The organism is Paenibacillus sp. SZ31 (assembly GCF_012912005.1).
In the GTDB taxonomy this organism is placed as follows: Bacteria; Bacillota; Bacilli; order Paenibacillales; family Paenibacillaceae; genus Paenibacillus.
Map to the genome: position 1 here is coordinate 38,538 of NZ_JABBEA010000008.1, position 18,781 is coordinate 57,318.

Sequence of the window (18,781 nt, forward strand, 5' to 3'; positions counted from 1 at the left end):
TTTTTAATTTGCCATAACAAAATAACGGCGTATGTATTAGGGCCGCTGAAATCTTCTCTTAGAATAACAGAAATCGCATAACGAGTCACCAAACGAGTCTAAAAGGGATTCCATTACTTACACGACTCAATTCAAATGCAATGGCATACATTATAGCTAACCACTTTTTTGGTCCTTAAAATAAAAAAAGTCGAAATTTGTCCAAATTTAAGCTATTTTTAATGCAATTTTCATGAAAATAGTGTATTGTAAATTTACATTCATAAACACGAGGTGATGAGCATGCCAGCTCTTGCGAAAATTCAAGCTTTAAAAGAACAAATGCCCAAAGAATACCAAAGTATTTCCCATTTTGTGGAACATGCATTAGAGTCCATTGATACTCTGGTCGAGGAACATCGGAAGTACGTAGCTGCACAGGCATTATACGGCGATAAAATCGTTGGATCGGAAGAACGCTTGTACAGAGAAACCGTACTTGATGTTAGAGCACAGTTGTTGATGACTCTCGAGAAAACGGTAGAAGATCTGTTGCACAAAGGCGACAAACACTGGAACAAACACTTTAAGGACGGCGTGGAGTAGTACTTATATTTCTTCCACAGTTTGAAAAAATGGCCCATTTTCCGATATTCTCCCCTTGTGGAGTGTAACGGAAAGCGGGCTTTTTTTGTGCTGTGCTGTAATTTGCAATCAGTTGAAGTGATGAATTGGTGCATTCATCAGTAAATCGCCATCAGTTTGCCATTGAGAAACCCTAAAGCTCTTATGCCTGCGGAGCTGGCATACACCCAAACCTCGATTTTACCTTTTGAACTCGTTTCATACGTAATGCTCGATGGATCTCCCCATGCAAGGCGCACCTGAGTTATGTTCATTCCTAAAGCTACTTCTCCAGCAATGATTTTATTCCAAGTGGACTTGGACCAATTGTATTTCTTATACGGATCAGAAGAGAAGAATTGGTTGGAATCGGCAAGCATCTCCGTCACACTGGAAGGTGCACCTCCTACGTAAGCAGAAACGGTTTTTCCTTTTGCATTACGGAAGATAATAGAGTAACTTCGATCACCGTATTTAATCTTCTCAATTTTGATATCTAATATGGTCACTTTACTGAAACGTTGCCCTAAACTCGTATCACTGTTGATCCAGTAGGACTTGCCAATGAAGCGAGCAAGATTCCCCAGCTCTTTTTTCTTGATCAGTGCAAGTGTATCCTTCGATTCCACCAGAATAGAAGAATTTCCAACCAGTACCTTGGCCTGCTTTAGCTCAGCATCCCATCGAACCTGAATACCCGCAGCCTGTCTTAACAAGTCCGCAGGAAATACAGTTTGTCCTCCAATGGTTTGTACTTTCCCTTTCAACTTCAACTCTTTGTTGTTTAATCGCGCAACAGCACTCCCTTTTTTCAAAGTAATACTGTCATCTCCAAATTGAATTTCAAAAGATGAGCCTTTGACATCAATTTTGGCTCCCAAAGTTTTGAACACAGACTGTACTGGCAAGTATACATTTCCATCCAACAAAGTGGCGCCTGTTAACTATTACTATAATTCTCCTGAACGGTAAGGGTAATCGTATCCCCAATATTAGCTTCCTTGGAAGATGCCGTAAGTGTCACTTGATTTAAGGCGGGAGCTGATAGAGGAGTTAACTTTCCATTATCATATGTAGCCCATGATCCATCTTGTAACTGTGCATATAGCTCATCCAGATTAGGCGCATACACCATCCGCGATACGTTACTTAAACCCGGCAGTTGCTCGCCCTTATATTTGGCAGTTCGATCGTAGCTCCAGACGGTTCCATCCTGTTTCACCGTGAGCAGCTTATGCGTCCCACCCCACCAAATCAAAGATTGCACTTTATTCGCAACCGTGATGTAGTCATCCTCATACAGCATACTTACAATCACTACCGAGCCATCATTTTTCAGCACTGCTGCGTAAACACCATTCGTTGCAATCGCTATACCATCAGGTACATTTCCTGCTCTACGTATTTTGTTGTATTTGTCATAATATATATCTCCTGATGAAGATAATGCGCTATAAGAAGAATCGCTTCCAGTACTACTCCAATAAGAATACGCATCGATAATCGATTCCAAAACCTTAGCCTGATCATCAAAATTATAAAGGTTCCCATCCTGAAGCTGAATCCATCCATGGCCATATACCTTAATCACACCATTGAATTGTTTCGTTACTGGTATATGTGCATTGTTCTTATCCCACCGAATGACTTGGCCATCGGCAGTCCAACCATAGATGGAATGGTCGTCTGATTTTGAAATACCGATCAGTTTTCGATTTTGTGTCCATACTCCACTTACGGTCCCTTTAGACCAAAGTGTACCATCGTCGAGTAAATAATCATTCCGGTCAAGATCTGAAATGATGGAGCTACCCGATCCAGATGATGCCTAAGCGGAGGACTGTCCTGCGATCAAACCGATAACTAAAAGTCCAATGCATAGAGCTATCGCCTTTCTAATCCATTTCACTCTAAACTTCTGAGTTGCATTACTGTTACTTTTACTTTGTGCCATTTCTACAAGTTCCATTTTCTTGATCCCCTCATTATTATGTATAGTGCTACGATCACTAGGTATTTCTAGCCCTTCTTCAAGGTGGGCCTAACTAACACTCAGTAAAAATAACCATAATCCTGCAACAAAAATCACATAACATTAATCAAATCCGTAACTAAAAACATATTTTTACATATATATAATAAACCAAAAACAAATGATTGCATTTAATCATCTAAAATAGAAAACATATTACAAACGAAATAGAACGTGCAACCTTAACAAAACTATAAATGGATATGCGGGAGACTAAATGAATCTAAAAATCTTTTTCAAATACTTCCTGGGATTCTTTCTACTCAGTAGTGCTTTATTCATTGCATTTAATATGATAATAGGTCATAAAAGTTGGGATCAAATTGATCACATACTCAATTTATTCAGCGCAACTATAATTAGCTTGCCGATTAGTATCTCAAAAGCAAGAGAGTAATTCCTTCCTAGTCACCTTCCCTAAGAGACAGCCGAAGTATCCTGACAGCGCATAACGATTGGAATATGTTATTATCATGCAATTCAAGAAGAAGTCGTTCGCAGCGGAACGACTTTTTTTCTGTTATCGGTCAAACAAGTACTTACCCGATCAATGTCCCTCACTAATTATTTCTCAGTCTGTGTATGCTAAAATATAGTAGTTACCTTAGCCTATCTGTTGTTAAATATAATTATTCAAGATGGAGGTTAATGCTCATAATGACAAAAAACCATAGAATCATTAGGCCACGTGGAAAAATACTTGCAGCTGTATTAACTGCAGTGTTCATTTCACTTGCAATGGGGATATATCACTATGTCCCTATAGATGAAAGATTAGAAAATACTTACTATTATTCATTCGGGTATAAATTTGCGGTTGGATTATTGATTAACCTTGCTATTTTACTTTTCTTACTTACGCCCCTTTCTATATTGGTGGATGGATTACTTTTATACAGAAAAAAAGATAATACGTATAAAAGATTGCTCGTTGCAATCGTTGCATATGGTCTATTAGGCTTCATAGGTGGGATCATCTACTCGATATTTACACTTAACTTCAATACTTTTTCCGCTCAGACTATCCACATCATTGCAGGTTCTCTTATCTTTTTAGCCTTCCAGTTGGTATTAAATCGGATTTTTCTTCACTTGTCTTCAAACCGATAAATAGGTTGCGTACGACTTAACCCATAAGGTTTCCATTTGGTAAACTTATGGTTCCAATACGTGATTAGCACTTCAGTGTTTTAATGAATGGACAAGGCAATCAGTCTAACCATTGTATGCTATTGATTTTTGGCATAATAAAGCAGCCGATCACATTGATCAGCTACCTTATTGTTTTTATTAAGCTAACGTTTCCCGTTAGTTCATTACACGATCCCTCGTACAACTAAACACTTCTTTGAAGCTTGACATTAAATTCTGTCGTTGAAGCAGTGACATACTCCATATAATTCACAGAGCCGTTAAAGTTCAAATAAGCTTCATAACGCATGCGGATTCCAGGTAAAGTAATCAAATCCAGAACATTTTCCTTTGGAACCCACCTGCATTCGCTCGTTTCATTAGAAGTAGCTAACTCTCCACCCACAGCTTTACACACGAAATCAAACATGACCTTCGTAGGGACATCAGTCACACCGTCATACCACTTATGGATTGCTGTATTCGAAATAACACTAATCAAATAGCTAACCGTGGCGTCTATTCCACTTTCCTCTTTGATTTCACGGATGACACCATCAATCAGGTTTTCTCCTACTTCAGTTATCCCACCAGGATACACCCAACCATCGTCATGGGCTTTTACTAAAAGGATATTTCCAGTTCCATCCTCTACAATTCCACCTGCAGATACAATATGTGTCGGGAACGTCATTTTACAACCTCCAAATAAGATAAATTTGTATATTTATTCCACATACTTCTTATACTTTCCTGCCTTTGTGAATTTCTAAAAGATACTGTCGACATGATGGAACTAACTTCCCCGTTAGCTTAATGCAAAAGAACCCCTATAGATTAGCTGGCTATATACTCGAATTATCATTCTATTAGGAACTCACGGAAACTTTATGCTTCCAATTTTGACTCCTGACAAACTTATGCTTCTGTTTGTGTTCCGAAAAGCAAAAACTAACGGAAATTAAAGCAATTTCCGGCAGACATATGGGTAAAAATTTATCTTCTAATGGGTTAAGTCACATTGCGTGCCGTCATATCCTTTTTTCTAAACTCTTCAACCTGCTTACTATGCGGCCATGTAGTATCCATCACTCAACTCCAACCAACTTGTACCGAATATCAATCTTTCCATCTTTCACTCTCATCTGAACCTCACCCATCTGATCCGTCCGATAGATCTCTGACCCGGTAGCTTCCAGACGTTCCATCACCCCCGGATTGGGATGCCCATATGTATTGTTAACACCGGCAGATATGACGGCGGTTTTGGCATTCCAGTATTCGAGCCAAGCTTCGGTCGACGACGTTTTACTACCATGATGAGCGACCTTTAACACGTCAATGGAGACAGATGCTGGTGGAGCATTATTTGAATCAACTTGCAACGGTCGTGTAAGTATCCTTTGTACAACTCCCTCTGTAACTCCAATATCTGCACCTTTCTGTTCAAACTGGGCAGCCAACGAGCCATCCTGAATCATATAGAGCAGGTCCTGCTCGGCTGCTGCATCCATATCGCCGGTGAACAACATAGAAGCCCCGGCCATTTCCAGCAAAAAGACAACGGAATCATGATTTTGGTGTTCAGATACAGGCAAATTGCCTGATTCATTTACATCCATATGTGCCAGATCTGGAGCTATAAAATGTAAACTCGTCTCCTTATCAGCCTTATAGGACATGCCCTGCTGAATGGCGTATAGAGGAATGTTCCGTTCCCTGGCTGTGTCCAGTAATTTATCAAATTTTTCTTTACCACTGGTTGTGCCATTAAACATGAAACGTTTAACCGGAATCTGTTCCAGTACAGCTTGTAGTCCTCCGGCATGATCCTGATCGGCATGCGTTACAATTACAGCGTCCAGTTGATGGATGCCTCTCTTTTTCAATAGAGGAACCACGACCTTCGCTCCCACTTCATACGGATCACGCCTTGTTTTCCAGGATTGTTCGGTGTTTCCAAAGCTCACCGTGCCTCCTCCATCCACCAAAATGTGTTTGCCTTCCGGGGTTGTAATCAAAGTACTATCCCCTTGCCCGATATCCAAAAACTGCACGATGCCGGCGCCAACAGGTTGCGGAGTCTGATATGCCCACCACAATCCAGCAAAAAAGCTGATTGCGAGCAAGCCGCACAACCATCGCTGAACTTTACTCATTCGTGCATGTGCATAATAACCTGCCCCTCGTGCGGTAAATGCACTTGTGTACTCCGGCCAGGCAATACTGGCTCCTAATGTCGTCAATGAAGTTTCTTTTTCACCTACACGGTTCTTACCTTGATCCTGTGCCACGGTAGACATCGAAGAGCGAATGCCGACATTCCCCATTGAAACTGAAGGTTGTCGCCTCATAAGAGGAGCCGTATCCTCCTCAATAAACGTTATTTCTCGCTGCTCACCATTGCCACGATGCAACAGGTAAAGTAAGGCATACAGCACGGCATAATATGCGGAAATCCACAACAAGGAAGGTGTTGCCCAGATCAACACAAAACCTGGCAGACTGTTCATCCACTCTACACTTACAAATGTCAGTTGATTCAGTTGCATCGCTATCCATGCCAGAGGTCTCGCCAAGGGAACCCATATGAATGACAACAGCATGGCGACCGTCCCTAGAGGTAATACAATCGCACTGATCAAAGAAACCAGCAGAAAGTTAGCTACAAATGAGAGCAGTGAGAACTGGTTGAAGTACAGAATGGTTACTGGGAACGAAATCAGCTGAGCGGTCACCGTAACCGATGCTGTTGCGGCAAGAGATTTCGGCCAGCTTCTGAACAGCCGGTTAATCAATGGCATATAAATCATCAAACCTGCGGTCACGAGAAAAGATAACTGGAAGCTGACACTTAGCAAAAAGTACGGGTCCCACCACATCATCAATAATGCTGCTGCACTGATCATCTGAAGGCCGTCTCTGGCGAGGCCACGACGTGCCATATACAACCCAATCATAGACATAATTCCTGCCCGAATCACTGAAGGTGAACCACCGGATAACAGTACATAAGCTGGCACCAGGATCAGAACAATCGTGAGTGCCGTCTCTCTGGTAAGCCTTAGCCAAGATAGAATAAGAAGCAGCGAAGCAACATATACAGCGACATGGGTTCCGGAGATTGCCAGAATATGCGTTAAACCTAGTTGTGAAAACTGACCATAGGTGCCTGGATCGATATCATTAGCCATCCCGATAATCAGACCCTTCATATATCCCGCATGAGGCTCAGGAAATAAATGCTCGACCGCCGAACCCAACGTATGCCTCGTCCAATCCGTCCATCGTAGTACGTTAAATTGTCCAAGCCCTTCGGGGGGAGCTGCTGTTACTGAACTGGCTCCCTTCACTTTGAACAACCAGTGGATATGTAGGGTTCGCAAATAACTGCGATAATCAAACCCACCGAAGTTCCTGGCTTCCCCAGGAAAGCTAAAAGAACCATTAAGCGTGATGGAATCGCCCCTCTTCCAGTCCGCTGCTACCTGTTGTTCTTCTTCCTCCACCAGTCTGACTTGTACCATTAATTGTTCATCTATTTTGAATGCAGATGATGTTGCCAGATCTGTATCTGCTGATGAATCCGATATGGGCAATATTGTAGACATCTGTATCTTAAAGTCTGCCCGATCTCCATCAATACGTACATCTGACACAAGCTCACCCTGAATTTTGGCTGCCAAGCCGTCCAACTCTCTAGCAGAGATATGAGTAGTCTCGGACAGACTGCTATGATTGCGTGCATCATTCCATTCCCAATGTGCAGCACCTCCAATAAAGGCAGCGAGTAAAAATAAAATAGACCACCCACGTACATCTATGAAACGAAGTAGAAGTGGCAGACATGCCAGCGCTCCAATCATTCCCCAGATTAACGTCCAGCCTGTTAACGCACATGCTATCCCGCTCCCGCACAACCAACAAATCGTAAAACTTAGTAACGGTCTGCCTTTCATTTCTACCCCTCCTTCATTTCACCCGTTGAACGCAGAAAAACCCCCGGAAAGCCAATTCAGGCTTGCCGGAGGTTCTCCCTCGCGTATTCGACCATATTCATATTAGTTGCTCACAGTCATCATTGTTTCCCGCGGCGGCTGATAATTCTCCAGTCTGCGGAACGTTATGCCCTTCTGTTGCATCATGTTAGTAACCTTACCGGTATCTTTAGGATAAGAGCGATGAAAGACGATTTCTGTAATCCCGCTATTAGCCAGCATATTGGCACATGTCCAGCAAGGTTCATCGGTCACATACACGGATGAGCCTTCCCGGTCAATTCGATCTGTGAATAAAAGTAAATTTTGCTCCGCATGGATTGTGCGAATACAGCGTTGCTTTTTGACCATTTCTTCCTGACCATCAGTCACGACCAACTCATATTCTTCCGATATCATGCAACCTGCTTCAGAACAATCCGGGACGCCAGTGGGTGCACCATTATAGGCTGTTCCCAGCAGTTTCTTTCCCTGAACAAGAACGGAACCCACGTGACGACGCGAACAGCGGGAACGGGTCGAGACCATATATGCGATGTCCATAAAATACGTGTCCCAGTCCTTGCGTACCTCTACTGTACTCATGCTGCTTTCCTCCCGCTCAACACAATTTTTATTCTAATATTACCGGATCTGCACATACGGTGCCATCTTCTCAAGCATCTTCATGCCGATTCCTTTGACCTTCGTCAGATCACTGACTTTTGCAAAAGGACCGTGTGCATTCCGATAGTCCAAAATAGCCTGAGCTTTCTTCTCTCCGATTCCGGGAAGCTCTGTAAGCTTGGAGACAGGCGCTGTATTCACATCAATTTTCCCACTGTCACCAGATTCCTCACGAACTACAGGTGCATTACTGTTCGAAGCCGTCTCGGAGGTAACCGAAGGATTCGAGTTCGTACTTTGCGCAACTGGTTCAATCGAATTTGAGGTGTCTGGTGGATTATCATTCGTCTGATTTGGAGCTTGAACTCCCGAAACACCTTCAACCCCAACGCTCGAAAGCTCTTTAGACTCTCCTGCCTTTGCCTCATTCCCAGTCTGCATTCCACTTGCATCCGATCCTGAAGATGCTCCTGTATTGCCCTGAACCGAATTAGCCGACAGTACAGCAGGGAGTTCCTGCTCTATCGTCGGCTTCTCGGTGCCGAGCTGCAAGGGTTCCCAGCCACTAGGTGGTTGTTCACTTTTGCCCGACCATAATATAAGTATACTTCCAACCACCGCAGCAGCGATGGTCATTCCTTTATTCCATCTCATTCTTCCACACCTCTCCCTGAATTCAAAATCATTCATTTCGAACACGGGCGGTGCTTCCGAACCGTTGAATTTTCCTGATGAAACAAGTTATGCATTTTTCATGTCATGTGAAACAGGTCCTCACGCATAGAATAGAGGGAATGAACTGCGCCAGTACCGTAAAGCATGAAAGGAGGCCTGAAACAATGAAGGTTGGATTTATCGGAACCGGCAGCATGGGCAGCCTGTTGATCTATGCCCTGATCCAATCGGGTGCACTCGAGCCCCGGCAGATCGCCGCCAGCAATCGAACCCCGTCCAAAGTACGTCAGTTATCCATCCGTTACCCCGGTCTGCATGAATCCCAGAGCAATCGGGAAACGGTGATCCGAAGCAATATCATCTTCCTGTGCGTGAAGCCGCTTGAATTCAAACATGTCATTGACGACATCCTGCCTGTCGTGAATCCCAATCATATAATTGTCTCGATCACCAGTCCCGTGCAGCTGCGACATCTGGAATCTTCACTTCCTTGCAAAGTCTCCAAGGTAATTCCCAGCGTCACACACCAAGTCGGCAGTGGAGCGTCCCTCTGCATACATGGCGAACGAATGACCAGTGAAGACCGCGCTGTGTTGGAAAGTCTGCTCAGTCACATAGGCAGGCCGTACCAGGTGGATGAAGCCTGTACAAGAATCACATCCGACTTCTCTAGCTGCGGACCTGCATTCATATCGTTCTTTTTGGAACAGTGGATCGAAAGCGCCGTGAAGCTGACAGGCATCAAACGGGCAGATGCCTGTGCTCTGGCAGGAGAAATGCTCCTGGGAACAGGCAAGCTGCTCACCGAAGGAGGATACACGCCGCAAGAGCTTCAGGCTCGTGTCGCTGTACCTGGTGGTATTACCGCTCAGGCACTTGCACTACTGAAGGTTAGTCTCGACGGCGTTTTCGACAGCCTGATCCACACGACACATGACAAATATGATGAAGATTTGTTAAAGCTGGATGAACTATTCCGAGCCGGTGAGATTAACCGGCAACAATATTAACGAGTTTGCCTGGAACGGCAATGACCTTGCGAATGGTCTTGCCTTCCAGCGCCTGCTTAACAGATGCCAACTCCATTGTAAAGTCCTGCATACCCTGTGCATCCAGATCCTTCGCGATCGTAGCACGGGTTACAATTTTACCGTTTACTTGAACAACGATTTCTACTTCTGCATCCACTGTCATGGACTCATCATATTCAGGCCAAGCCACGTAAGAGATTCCGCCTTCATAACCCAGACGGCTCCACAGTTCCTCTGCCATATGTGGTGCCAGTGGTGACAACAGCTGTACAAAGTTCTCCATCGCTTCACGAGGCAGTGTATCGGCTTTGTATGCATCGTTGATGAAGATCATCAGCTGGCTGATGGATGTGTTGAAGCGCAGATGTTCCAGATCTTCCGTAACTTTTTTGATCGTTTTGTGAGCAGTCCGCTTGAACTCGTCAGTTCCACCATCCACCGTAATCTTGTCATTGATGGCTCCTGTATCTTCGTTAATAAAGAGACGCCATACACGTGACAGGAAGCGGTACATGCCTTCAACCCCGTTCGCATTCCACGGTTTTGTCGCTTCCAATGGTCCCATGAACATCTCGTACAGACGCAATGTATCTGCACCGAATTCATTCACGATTTCATCCGGGTTAATGACATTACCACGGGATTTACTCATTTTCTCATTGTTCGTACCCAGGATCATACCTTGGTTAACGAGTTTATGGAAAGGCTCTTTGGTATCCACAACACCCAGATCATACAGCACTTTGTGCCAGAAACGAGCGTACAGCAAGTGAAGCACCGCGTGCTCTGCTCCGCCAATGTACAGATCAACTGGCAGCCACTGCTGCTGTTTCTCCTTGGAGATCAGTTCCTTGTCATTGTGCGGATCGATAAAGCGCAGGTAATACCAGCAGCTACCCGCCCATTGTGGCATGGTGTTGGTCTCGCGACGTGCCTTCATTCCCGTTTCCGGATCTACCGTATTCACCCACTCCGTAACATTCGCCAGCGGTGATTCTCCAGTGCCCGAAGGTTTGATCTGATCGATATCAGGCAGCAGCAGTGGAAGTTGATCCTCAGGTACTGTCTTCATCGTTCCGTCTTCCAGATGCAGAATCGGGATTGGCTCACCCCAGTAACGCTGACGGCTGAACAGCCAATCGCGCAGACGATAGGTTACTTTCCCTTGTCCTTTACCGTTCTCTTCCAACCAAGCAATCATTTTGGCAACCGCTTCTTCATTGTTCAGTCCATTCAGGAAATCGGAATTCACATGCGCGCCATCACCAGAATATGCCTCTTGTGTAACGTCTCCACCTTGAATAACCTCGATGATATCCAGACCGAACTGCTTCGCAAATTCCCAGTCACGTGCATCATGACCTGGAACAGCCATAACCGCACCTGTACCGTAACCAGCAAGAACATAATCGGCAATCCAGATTGGCAGTTTTGCACCATTAACGGGATTGATTGCATAAGCGCCAGTGAATACACCTGTTTTGTCTTTGGCCAAATCCGTACGTTCCAGATCACTCTTACGAGAAGCCTGCTCCTGATAAGCCTGAATAGCTTCACGTTGGTCATCAGTTGTAATTGCTTCTACCAATTCATGTTCCGGAGCAAGTACTGCAAAGCTCGCACCGAACAATGTGTCCGCACGGGTAGTGAATACTTTAATGACTTCCTCGCGACCCTCAATGGCAAATACAACTTCTGCACCTGTCGATTTACCGATCCAGTTACGTTGCATGTCCTTGATGCTTTCAGACCAATCCAGCTCTTCCAGGTCTTCCAACAGACGCTCTGCATACTCGGTAATTCTCAGGACCCACTGGCGCATCGGTTTGCGTACAACCGGATGTCCGCCACGTTCACTCTTGCCATCAATAACCTCTTCATTAGCCAGTACCGTTCCAAGTGCTTCGCACCAGTTAACTGCTACTTCATCAACATAAGCGAGGCCCTTATTGTACAGCTGGATAAAAATCCATTGTGTCCATTTATAATATTCAGGGTCCGTTGTACTGATCTCACGATCCCAGTCATAGGAGAAACCGAGCGATTTGATCTGACGACGGAAATTATCAATATTGCGGAATGTAATATGACGTGGATGTTCACCTGTATCCAGTGCATGCTGCTCAGCAGGCAAACCGAATGCGTCCCAACCCATTGGGTGCAATACATTGTAACCGCGCATACGTTTGTATCGGGAAACGATATCCGTTGCTGTATATCCTTCCGGGTGGCCTACATGCAGACCTGAACCGGATGGATAAGGGAACATATCCAGTGCATAAAATTTTGGTTTAACCGGGTCCTCACCCGTTTTAAATGTTTTATTTGCATCCCAGTATTGCTGCCAACTTTTTTCCATGACTTGTGGCTGATAGCCGTGTTTCGGCTGGTTATTCTCACTCATCTATTGTTCCTCCTTCAGGTTATTCGCTTTAGCTTTAATTGCAACAAAAAAACCTCAGCATCCCGTAGCGTTTGCAGCGCTAGGGACGAGAGGTTGAATTCCCGTGGTACCACCCTAGTTAGCGGACGAACGTGCTTCGTCATCCACTCCCTTTGGACCTGTAACGGCGGTTAACCGATGCGGATTTCCATTCCTGTACCCAAGCTTTAAACAAGCAGGTTAAACAGGATGGTGTAATCACCGCATTTCTCCAAGGCGAGTTCGTAAATCACTGTCAACCGGCTTGCACCAACCGCCGGCTCTCTGTTATGTACAGGAATTACTACTGATCCTTATCATCGAAATATGTATACAATATCGGGACCATTATATAAAAAAGCAAGCCCAAAGTCAATATTACACGTGATAATCACCCTTTTAAGCCACACGGTTCGTACCGTTCATTAACACTCTTTGTTGTTCAGGATAAACGAAAACGCTTGATGCCTTCCTCCAGATTATGAATGGTCCAATTCACATGTTCCTGATTATCATATTGGCGATAAGCGCACTCAATACGTAGCACCAGATCAAAGTACAAGTCATATAGACTTCTTCTTCTCAGCTCACTTTCAGTCGTAATCGCATGCCCATACCCTTTCACAAAACCGGGAGTATAGTTAAAATGACTGAAATAATGCTCCATCAGAGGGTCTGCCCACAGTGAACGTTCAAAATCAATAATCGCTGTGATGCGCCCCGCGTCCACTAGTACATTGCCATCCCACAGATCCCAACTGACAAGCACAGGTTCTTTTACATCGTCCAGCACATCCGATTTTTCTTCAATCAAGCATCTCAATTCAGGGTAATCGATCGAAAATGTAATCCCGGCTTCTTCCCCATCGGTAAGAATGTCATCTATCAGATTCATAAATGCTTCTTTCCATGTGGAATAACGCTGTTTTTGCTCCGAGAAATATCCGAACTGCTCGCCCTTGATTTCATTAATTCGACGATTGTACCGACCCAGCTGGTGTTCAATGGCTTCCTGCTCTTTCGCAGAATACTGATCCTTGACCTGATTATAGGGTATTCCAGACATGTACTCCATGATAAAATAACGCGCTGGAGCAATGGTTAATGAATCATCATAAGCCAGCACTTTAGGTACGGGAACATCCTGTAGTTCCGTAATGAGGCGTAGTGCCTCAACCTCGGCAATCATGAGATCCTGCTCACAGCGCATCAGATTTGTTGAAGCCGACGGAGCAATTTTGAGTACCACCCGCTGTGCGTCACTCAATGTAATGAGATATGCATGATTGGCCCAGCCATCCACCATCTCCTTGTAGTCCTGTATACTTGCAGAGAAATGCTGCTCTATTATGGCATTCAACTGTTCTGACGAGAGTCTTGTTTTATATGTACTTTCCACGTCTACACCTCACCCTGACTATTGATTGATTCAATTAGAAAACGCTTTCTATCCGACTATTATGGCCTCCTTTACTATAACTGGCAATACTTTTGTCACGTCGTTATGTCTTTTCTTGCATTCCTTTACCCTATTTAAGAATATTGCTATTCATTCTCCATAAAAAATCAAACAAAAAAACTGCCCTTATGCACCATAAGGACAGTTCTCATTATTCACTCTTACTTCACAGCCACGTAGAACAAGCGCTGCGCGCTGTCTCCGGCCTCTTTCCATTCAAAATCCGCATATACCTTCACGTCTCTAAAGCCTGCCTTGGACAACTCCAGCTTCATCCAGTCCGGATCATACGCACGCTGGACATGAACTTCTTCAAAGCGCTGGTACATATCCTTGCGACCATCATCCACACGCGAAAAGATACTGAGATGATGCTCAATCTCACAACGATCTTGATCCAATCCACAAGTCCAAATATAAGATACGGAGCGTTCATCCAGTACGAAAGGCTGCTCCTCATCATAACGAATAAGGGTATTGGGATGATGCACATCAAACAGGAACGTTCCACCAGGCTTCAGCATCTCATATGTGCGCTGGAATGTACGAACGACATCTTCTTGTTCAAGCAGATAATTGACGCAATCACAGAATGATATCACCGAATCCACCGGCTCCGGAACTCGCCAGTCCCGCATATCCTGCTGCACCCAACGTACACTACCTTCCCGATACAAACGATGACCCTGAGGCGTAGCCTCCATCTTGCTACGTGCAACCGACAGCATATCTGATGAGAGGTCAATGCCTGTAACTTCGAATCCGGAGTTCACGAGCGGTATCGTAATCGAGCCCGTTCCACAGCCAAGTTCAGCGACACTTTTGGGCATTCCATGCTGTTCCCATGCTGTTCTTGCAAACCTTATCCAGTCCGGATAAGGCATATCTTCCATTAATTCATCATACACATAGGCAAATTTCCGGTAAGACATGTCAGGCACCGCACTTTCAATTTCATTTTCCAATCCTGTTAACAAAAGAAAAAGCAGGGGCATCCGGTGTTTACCCAGCCTATCCCTGCCTTATCCGAGTTCCATATTACAACTATTTAATCAGGAAGATTACTTGTTTTCGCTTTGATCCGCAGGAGCAGATTCGGACAGATACGTCCAGCTTTCCTTTTGGACCACCAATCCGTCCTTCATCAATTTGCCCAAGGCACGTTTGAATGCAGACTTACTGATGCCAAAACGCTGCTTGATGATATCCGGCGGAGTTGCATCCGAGTAAGGCATGCCGCCCATAGGACGCTCTTTCATAAAGGCGAGCAGCTTGTCTGCATCTTCGTTACGTCCAACTTGTTTGAGTTGAGTCATAGCCAGATTCACACGTCCGTCTTCACGTACCAGTGTCACCCGACATTTAACCTTCTCACCTAGACGAAGCATATGGCTACGTTCAGATGAATGAATCATACCAATCGCGCCAAAGCCCAGTACACCGCCTTCTACAAGTACAAACGTACCCATCTGCAGTGGCTTGTATACCGTCGCTTCAACCCACTCGTTTAACCATGAAGTTGGAGCATGGAAAGACAATGGTGAAAGCTCACGTTCCCCGGCCAATTTGGCACGCAGACGTCCCTGCTTGTCATGTTCCATGATTACAAAGACTTCATCCCCCACTTGAGGACGCAGTTCTTCCAGTTCAGGCAATTCACGAATAGGAAGCAGCAATTGCCGTCCAAGTCCCATTTCCAGGAAACAGCCCAGTCGTGGGTGAACATCAGCCACAACCAGTCGTGCCATTTCGCCAAGCATGAGATAAGGTTTTTTCATCGTTACGGCCAGACGATCTTCGGTATCAAAGAATACAAATACCTCAAGCGTCTCACCAATTTTAATATCCCGCGTTAACTCGGTGTAGTGAAGCAGTACATCTTCCGATCCTGTCGTCAAAAAGAAGCCAAACGGAGACACTTCACGTGAAACCGGCAAAGAGACGACTGTTCCAGCAATCAAACTCATACAGTTTCCACCACTTTGGCATCAGACCATAGTCGTTCAATGTTGTAGTATTCACGCTCGTCACGGTGGAAGATATGAACAACAACATCGCCCATGTCCATCAATACCCAACGTGCGGAATCCATACCTTCGATACCTTTGATCGTCGCTCCGGCTGCATGAGCCTGTTTGCGAATTTCAGTAGCAATGGCCTGTACCTGTGTATCGGAATTCCCGTGACAAATAACAAAATAATCCGCCACCAGAGAAACATTAATCAGATCCAACGCTACAATATTGGATGCCTTTTTGTCGTCAGCGGCAGCAACCGCCATATTCATAAGTTCTTTCGATGATACTGTCATGAACCAACCTCCATAATCTATATTTGTGTGTTCAAAAAGATCCTTCGTAATCAAAAGTGGACTTTTTGAACAACCTCTATAATTGTGCAATTAAGTCATTCCGCGACAGCATGGTCAAAGGATAAATGACACGTCGTTGCGAGATCAGCAAGCTGATCGTCGAATCGAATCCGGCAATTAAACCTTCCTCCAGACTACGTTCAGCCTGTTCGCGAATGTGATCCACTCCCGGGAAATCTCGTCCCGGTTCAATGTAATCGGCAAGACATACCACTTTGTCCAGCAAGCTCATGCCTACCCGACCCGACGTATGCCACCGGATAGCATTAATAACTTCGGAATCCGTTACACCGTAATCACGCTTGGCTACAAAAGCACCGACTTCGGAATGCCAGAGCTGCTTGTCATGTTGCAGAAGTTCCTGGTTTAATCCGTTATCACGGATGACCGCTTCCATCTCCGCTACGGGCCAGTACTTCGCCACATCATGCAATATCGCTGCCAGATCTGCTTTCACAGGATCAGCACCGTATTTTTCAGCCAACATCACTGACGATTCCATTACACCCAGTGTATGCTTCCAGCGTTTTTCCGGCATTTGTCCGGATACGGCTTGAATCAGTTCATCACGGCTTAGTGCCATATAAACCGCTCCTTACAATGTATTGGTGCACTTCATCAGGAATCATGAAGCGTACCGAATGTCCTTTGGCTAGACGTCTGCGTACGGCTGTCGATGAAATATCCACCAAGGGCATCTCGGCTAATAGGACCCGATCCTGTAACTCGTCTGGTAGATCATCCAGATGTAACTGGAAGCCCGGCCGACCAACCCCAATAAAGGTTAGGCGTTCGGCAAGTTCTTCAATCTGCTCCCATTTGGGAAGATAGTTCACCATATCCGCCCCAATTATGAAATAGAATTCATGTTCAGGATGGCGACGCCACAGTTCCTTCATCGTATCGATTGTATAAGACACTCCGCCCAGTTCCATCTCGATGCCCAGCACCTCATATTGCTGCACACCCTTCACAGCCGCTTCCGTCATATCGAGACGTTGCTGTCCCGAAGCTCCGGCTCCGCGCTTGTGAGGTGGAACATGGGAAGGCATGAACCAGATCTCATCCAGTGCATGCGAATCCCTTGCCGCCTCTGCTGCCAGAAGGTGTCCCATGTGGATCGGATCAAACGTACCACCCATGATGCCGATCTTCACCCGCGTCACGCTCCCTTATCTAGGTAGTTCGATTTGTTTGTTATCGCGAGATTCTTTGTACAGGATGATTGTGTTACCGATGAGTTGTACAAGCTCACTTCCCGTTTCACGGGCAACTTCTTCTGCCATCTCTTTTCTGTCCTCGTCATTGTTGTTCAACACTTGCACTTTCATCAATTCGCGCTTCTCAATCGCATCTTCGATGTGACGGAACAGGTGCTCGTTGGTTCCACCTTTACCAATCTGAAATACAGGGGTCAGGTGATGTGCCTGTGACCGCAAAAAGCGCTTTTGTTTACCGTTTAACATGAATACTCCATACTCCTTATGTTGAGCAGGCCCTGATTGACAGTTAAAAGTCTGTCCGGGCCTGACCATTCAATTATTATTTTCACACTTCAAAACTATTTAGTACAGCTCGTCTCATCGTCTTCACTGGAGCCGGAATGCCGAGCCAATGCTCAAAGGCCACTGCGCCCTGGTATACAAACATACCCAGACCACCGTGCACCGTGCATCCGCGTAATCGCGATTCCCGAAGCAGACGGGTTTCCAGCGGATTGTAGATCAGATCACTCACCGCTGCTCCTTCACGGATCAGTGTGGGATCAACCGGTACGTCATCAACATGTGGATGCATTCCGGCAGCCGTTGTGTTAATAACAATATCAGCCGTAGCCAGTACCATCGCAGCGTCTTCCATGCCACTACCCGAGATTTCTCCCAAGCCGTGGCCCCGTAAATCCGCAGCAAGTGCAATAGCTCTCTCCGCTGTACGATTCAGAATGTGGATCTGCTTAGGCTTCTCCAGTGCAAGTGCGTATATAACGCCTCTCGCCGCTCCACCTGCGCCCAGGACAGCAATACGTTTGCCCGCAAGCTCCGGCACAGCCTCTTCCTTCAGTGATCGGACATAGCCAATACCATCGGTATTGTACCCTGTCAGTGTTCCACCTTCATTGACGATGGTATTCACCGCACCAATCAGGCGAGCACTTTCATCGATCACATCCAGATACTGCATCACCTGCTCTTTGTGCGGGATGGTGACATTGACGCCACGATAGCCCAATGCCACAATTCCCCGAACTGCCGCTTCCAGTTGATCCGGATGAACATGCAGTGGCATATACATTCCATTCACTCCTGCAGCCTGCAGAGCCACATTGTGCATTGCCGGAGACTTGGAGTGAGCAATAGGATCACCCATAACACCAAGCAACACGGGAAGTGAAGAGTTGAATTTGTTCTGCTCAGACATAGGTCCGCCTCCGATCCATCTGATGTACAGCTTCT

The 18,781-nt window shown here is 45.4% G+C and carries 18 protein-coding genes and 1 other annotated feature; of the genes, 3 read left to right on the forward strand and 15 right to left on the reverse strand.

Annotation, left to right across the window (positions count from 1 at the left end):
- Positions 1-282 precede the first annotated feature (282 nt).
- Positions 283-585 carry a hypothetical protein gene (locus HF638_RS16570; protein WP_062835531.1) on the forward strand — a complete coding sequence of 101 codons (303 nt, stop codon included), beginning with the start codon at positions 283-285 and terminating at the stop codon, positions 583-585.
- Positions 586-722: 137 nt separating this feature from the next.
- On the opposite strand, the gene HF638_RS16575 is transcribed toward HF638_RS16570, so the two are convergent.
- Both HF638_RS16575 and HF638_RS16580 read right to left on the reverse strand, forming a co-directional pair.
- On the reverse strand, positions 723-1,529 hold the full coding sequence (locus HF638_RS16575) for a copper amine oxidase N-terminal domain-containing protein (protein WP_169481192.1): 807 nt from the start codon (positions 1,527-1,529) through the stop codon (positions 723-725).
- Positions 1,530-1,543: 14 nt separating this feature from the next.
- Positions 1,544-2,116, reverse strand: coding sequence for a hypothetical protein (locus tag HF638_RS16580; RefSeq protein WP_169481193.1), 573 nt, complete (start codon positions 2,114-2,116; stop codon positions 1,544-1,546).
- 1,176 nt (positions 2,117-3,292) lie between these two features.
- Here HF638_RS16580 and HF638_RS16585 point away from each other — a divergent pair.
- Entirely contained in the window at positions 3,293-3,745 is a 453-nt protein-coding gene (locus HF638_RS16585) for a hypothetical protein (RefSeq protein WP_169481194.1), read from the forward strand.
- 226 nt (positions 3,746-3,971) lie between these two features.
- Here the strand turns inward: HF638_RS16585 and HF638_RS16590 are convergent, their stop codons facing one another.
- The 4 genes from HF638_RS16590 to HF638_RS16605 all read right to left on the reverse strand — a co-directional run bounded on the left by HF638_RS16590 (position 3,972) and on the right by HF638_RS16605 (position 9,024).
- Positions 3,972-4,460 (reverse strand): NUDIX hydrolase, encoded by a 489-nt coding sequence (locus HF638_RS16590; protein WP_169481195.1) that lies wholly within the window; start codon positions 4,458-4,460, stop codon positions 3,972-3,974.
- A gap of 394 nt (positions 4,461-4,854) precedes the next feature.
- Complete coding sequence (locus tag HF638_RS16595) at positions 4,855-7,725, reverse strand: ComEC/Rec2 family competence protein (RefSeq protein WP_169481196.1); 2,871 nt, start codon at positions 7,723-7,725, stop codon at positions 4,855-4,857.
- Positions 7,726-7,827: 102 nt separating this feature from the next.
- A complete protein-coding gene (locus HF638_RS16600; RefSeq protein ID WP_169481197.1) occupies positions 7,828-8,349 on the reverse strand; it encodes a deoxycytidylate deaminase in 522 nt (173 codons plus the stop codon).
- A gap of 39 nt (positions 8,350-8,388) precedes the next feature.
- A complete protein-coding gene (locus HF638_RS16605) occupies positions 8,389-9,024 on the reverse strand; it encodes a ComEA family DNA-binding protein (protein ID WP_248278177.1) in 636 nt (211 codons plus the stop codon).
- Between the two features lie 185 nt (positions 9,025-9,209).
- On the opposite strand from HF638_RS16605, the gene comER reads away from it, so the two are divergent.
- Positions 9,210-10,055, forward strand: a complete 846-nt coding sequence (comER, locus tag HF638_RS16610) for a late competence protein ComER (RefSeq protein ID WP_169481198.1) — start codon at positions 9,210-9,212, stop codon at positions 10,053-10,055.
- On the opposite strand, the gene leuS is transcribed toward comER, so the two are convergent.
- The 9 genes from leuS to aroE all read right to left on the reverse strand — a co-directional run bounded on the left by leuS (position 10,036) and on the right by aroE (position 18,746).
- The gene (gene leuS / locus HF638_RS16615) at positions 10,036-12,480 is read right to left on the reverse strand and encodes a leucine--tRNA ligase (RefSeq protein ID WP_169481199.1); all 2,445 of its coding nucleotides are present in this window, start codon (positions 12,478-12,480) and stop codon (positions 10,036-10,038) included. The two genes, comER and leuS, sit on opposite strands and share 20 nt — an antisense overlap.
- A gap of 78 nt (positions 12,481-12,558) precedes the next feature.
- Positions 12,559-12,828: a binding site (T-box leader), on the reverse strand.
- Positions 12,829-12,940: 112 nt separating this feature from the next.
- A complete protein-coding gene (locus HF638_RS16620; RefSeq protein WP_169481200.1) occupies positions 12,941-13,897 on the reverse strand; it encodes a phosphotransferase in 957 nt (318 codons plus the stop codon).
- 221 nt (positions 13,898-14,118) lie between these two features.
- Positions 14,119-14,889 (reverse strand): class I SAM-dependent DNA methyltransferase, encoded by a 771-nt coding sequence (locus HF638_RS16625; protein WP_169481201.1) that lies wholly within the window; start codon positions 14,887-14,889, stop codon positions 14,119-14,121.
- 129 nt (positions 14,890-15,018) lie between these two features.
- Positions 15,019-15,924: a CvfB family protein gene (locus tag HF638_RS16630; RefSeq protein ID WP_036668546.1), complete on the reverse strand. Its 906-nt coding sequence runs from the start codon at positions 15,922-15,924 to the stop codon at positions 15,019-15,021.
- A complete protein-coding gene (rsfS, locus tag HF638_RS16635) occupies positions 15,921-16,268 on the reverse strand; it encodes a ribosome silencing factor (RefSeq protein ID WP_036615136.1) in 348 nt (115 codons plus the stop codon). The genes HF638_RS16630 and rsfS overlap by 4 nt, the downstream gene beginning before the upstream one ends.
- A 76-nt stretch (positions 16,269-16,344) precedes the next feature.
- The gene (gene yqeK, locus HF638_RS16640; RefSeq protein ID WP_169481202.1) at positions 16,345-16,911 is read right to left on the reverse strand and encodes a bis(5'-nucleosyl)-tetraphosphatase (symmetrical) YqeK; all 567 of its coding nucleotides are present in this window, start codon (positions 16,909-16,911) and stop codon (positions 16,345-16,347) included.
- Complete coding sequence (locus HF638_RS16645; RefSeq protein WP_074095918.1) at positions 16,895-17,485, reverse strand: nicotinate-nucleotide adenylyltransferase; 591 nt, start codon at positions 17,483-17,485, stop codon at positions 16,895-16,897. Before HF638_RS16645 ends, yqeK begins: the two co-directional genes overlap by 17 nt.
- A 15-nt stretch (positions 17,486-17,500) precedes the next feature.
- Entirely contained in the window at positions 17,501-17,794 is a 294-nt protein-coding gene (yhbY, locus tag HF638_RS16650) for a ribosome assembly RNA-binding protein YhbY (protein ID WP_017687186.1), read from the reverse strand.
- A gap of 82 nt (positions 17,795-17,876) precedes the next feature.
- The gene (gene aroE / locus HF638_RS16655; RefSeq protein ID WP_169481203.1) at positions 17,877-18,746 is read right to left on the reverse strand and encodes a shikimate dehydrogenase; all 870 of its coding nucleotides are present in this window, start codon (positions 18,744-18,746) and stop codon (positions 17,877-17,879) included.
- Positions 18,747-18,781 lie beyond the last annotated feature (35 nt).

Coding starts and splice junctions, on each gene's coding strand:
- rsfS (WP_036615136.1), bottom strand. CDS start 16,268: ATGACAGTATCATCGAAAGAACTTATGAATATGGCGGTTGCTGCCGCT.
- yqeK (WP_169481202.1), bottom strand. CDS start 16,911: ATGGCACTAAGCCGTGATGAACTGATTCAAGCCGTATCCGGACAAATG.
- comER (WP_169481198.1), top strand. CDS start 9,210: ATGAAGGTTGGATTTATCGGAACCGGCAGCATGGGCAGCCTGTTGATC.
- leuS (WP_169481199.1), bottom strand. CDS start 12,480: ATGAGTGAGAATAACCAGCCGAAACACGGCTATCAGCCACAAGTCATG.
- HF638_RS16595 (WP_169481196.1), bottom strand. CDS start 7,725: ATGAAAGGCAGACCGTTACTAAGTTTTACGATTTGTTGGTTGTGCGGG.
- HF638_RS16605 (WP_248278177.1), bottom strand. CDS start 9,024: ATGAGATGGAATAAAGGAATGACCATCGCTGCTGCGGTGGTTGGAAGT.
- aroE (WP_169481203.1), bottom strand. CDS start 18,746: ATGTCTGAGCAGAACAAATTCAACTCTTCACTTCCCGTGTTGCTTGGT.
- HF638_RS16585 (WP_169481194.1), top strand. CDS start 3,293: ATGACAAAAAACCATAGAATCATTAGGCCACGTGGAAAAATACTTGCA.
- yhbY (WP_017687186.1), bottom strand. CDS start 17,794: ATGTTAAACGGTAAACAAAAGCGCTTTTTGCGGTCACAGGCACATCAC.
- HF638_RS16625 (WP_169481201.1), bottom strand. CDS start 14,889: ATGTCTTACCGGAAATTTGCCTATGTGTATGATGAATTAATGGAAGAT.
- HF638_RS16590 (WP_169481195.1), bottom strand. CDS start 4,460: ATGACGTTCCCGACACATATTGTATCTGCAGGTGGAATTGTAGAGGAT.
- HF638_RS16570 (WP_062835531.1), top strand. CDS start 283: ATGCCAGCTCTTGCGAAAATTCAAGCTTTAAAAGAACAAATGCCCAAA.
- HF638_RS16600 (WP_169481197.1), bottom strand. CDS start 8,349: ATGAGTACAGTAGAGGTACGCAAGGACTGGGACACGTATTTTATGGAC.
- HF638_RS16630 (WP_036668546.1), bottom strand. CDS start 15,924: ATGAGTTTGATTGCTGGAACAGTCGTCTCTTTGCCGGTTTCACGTGAA.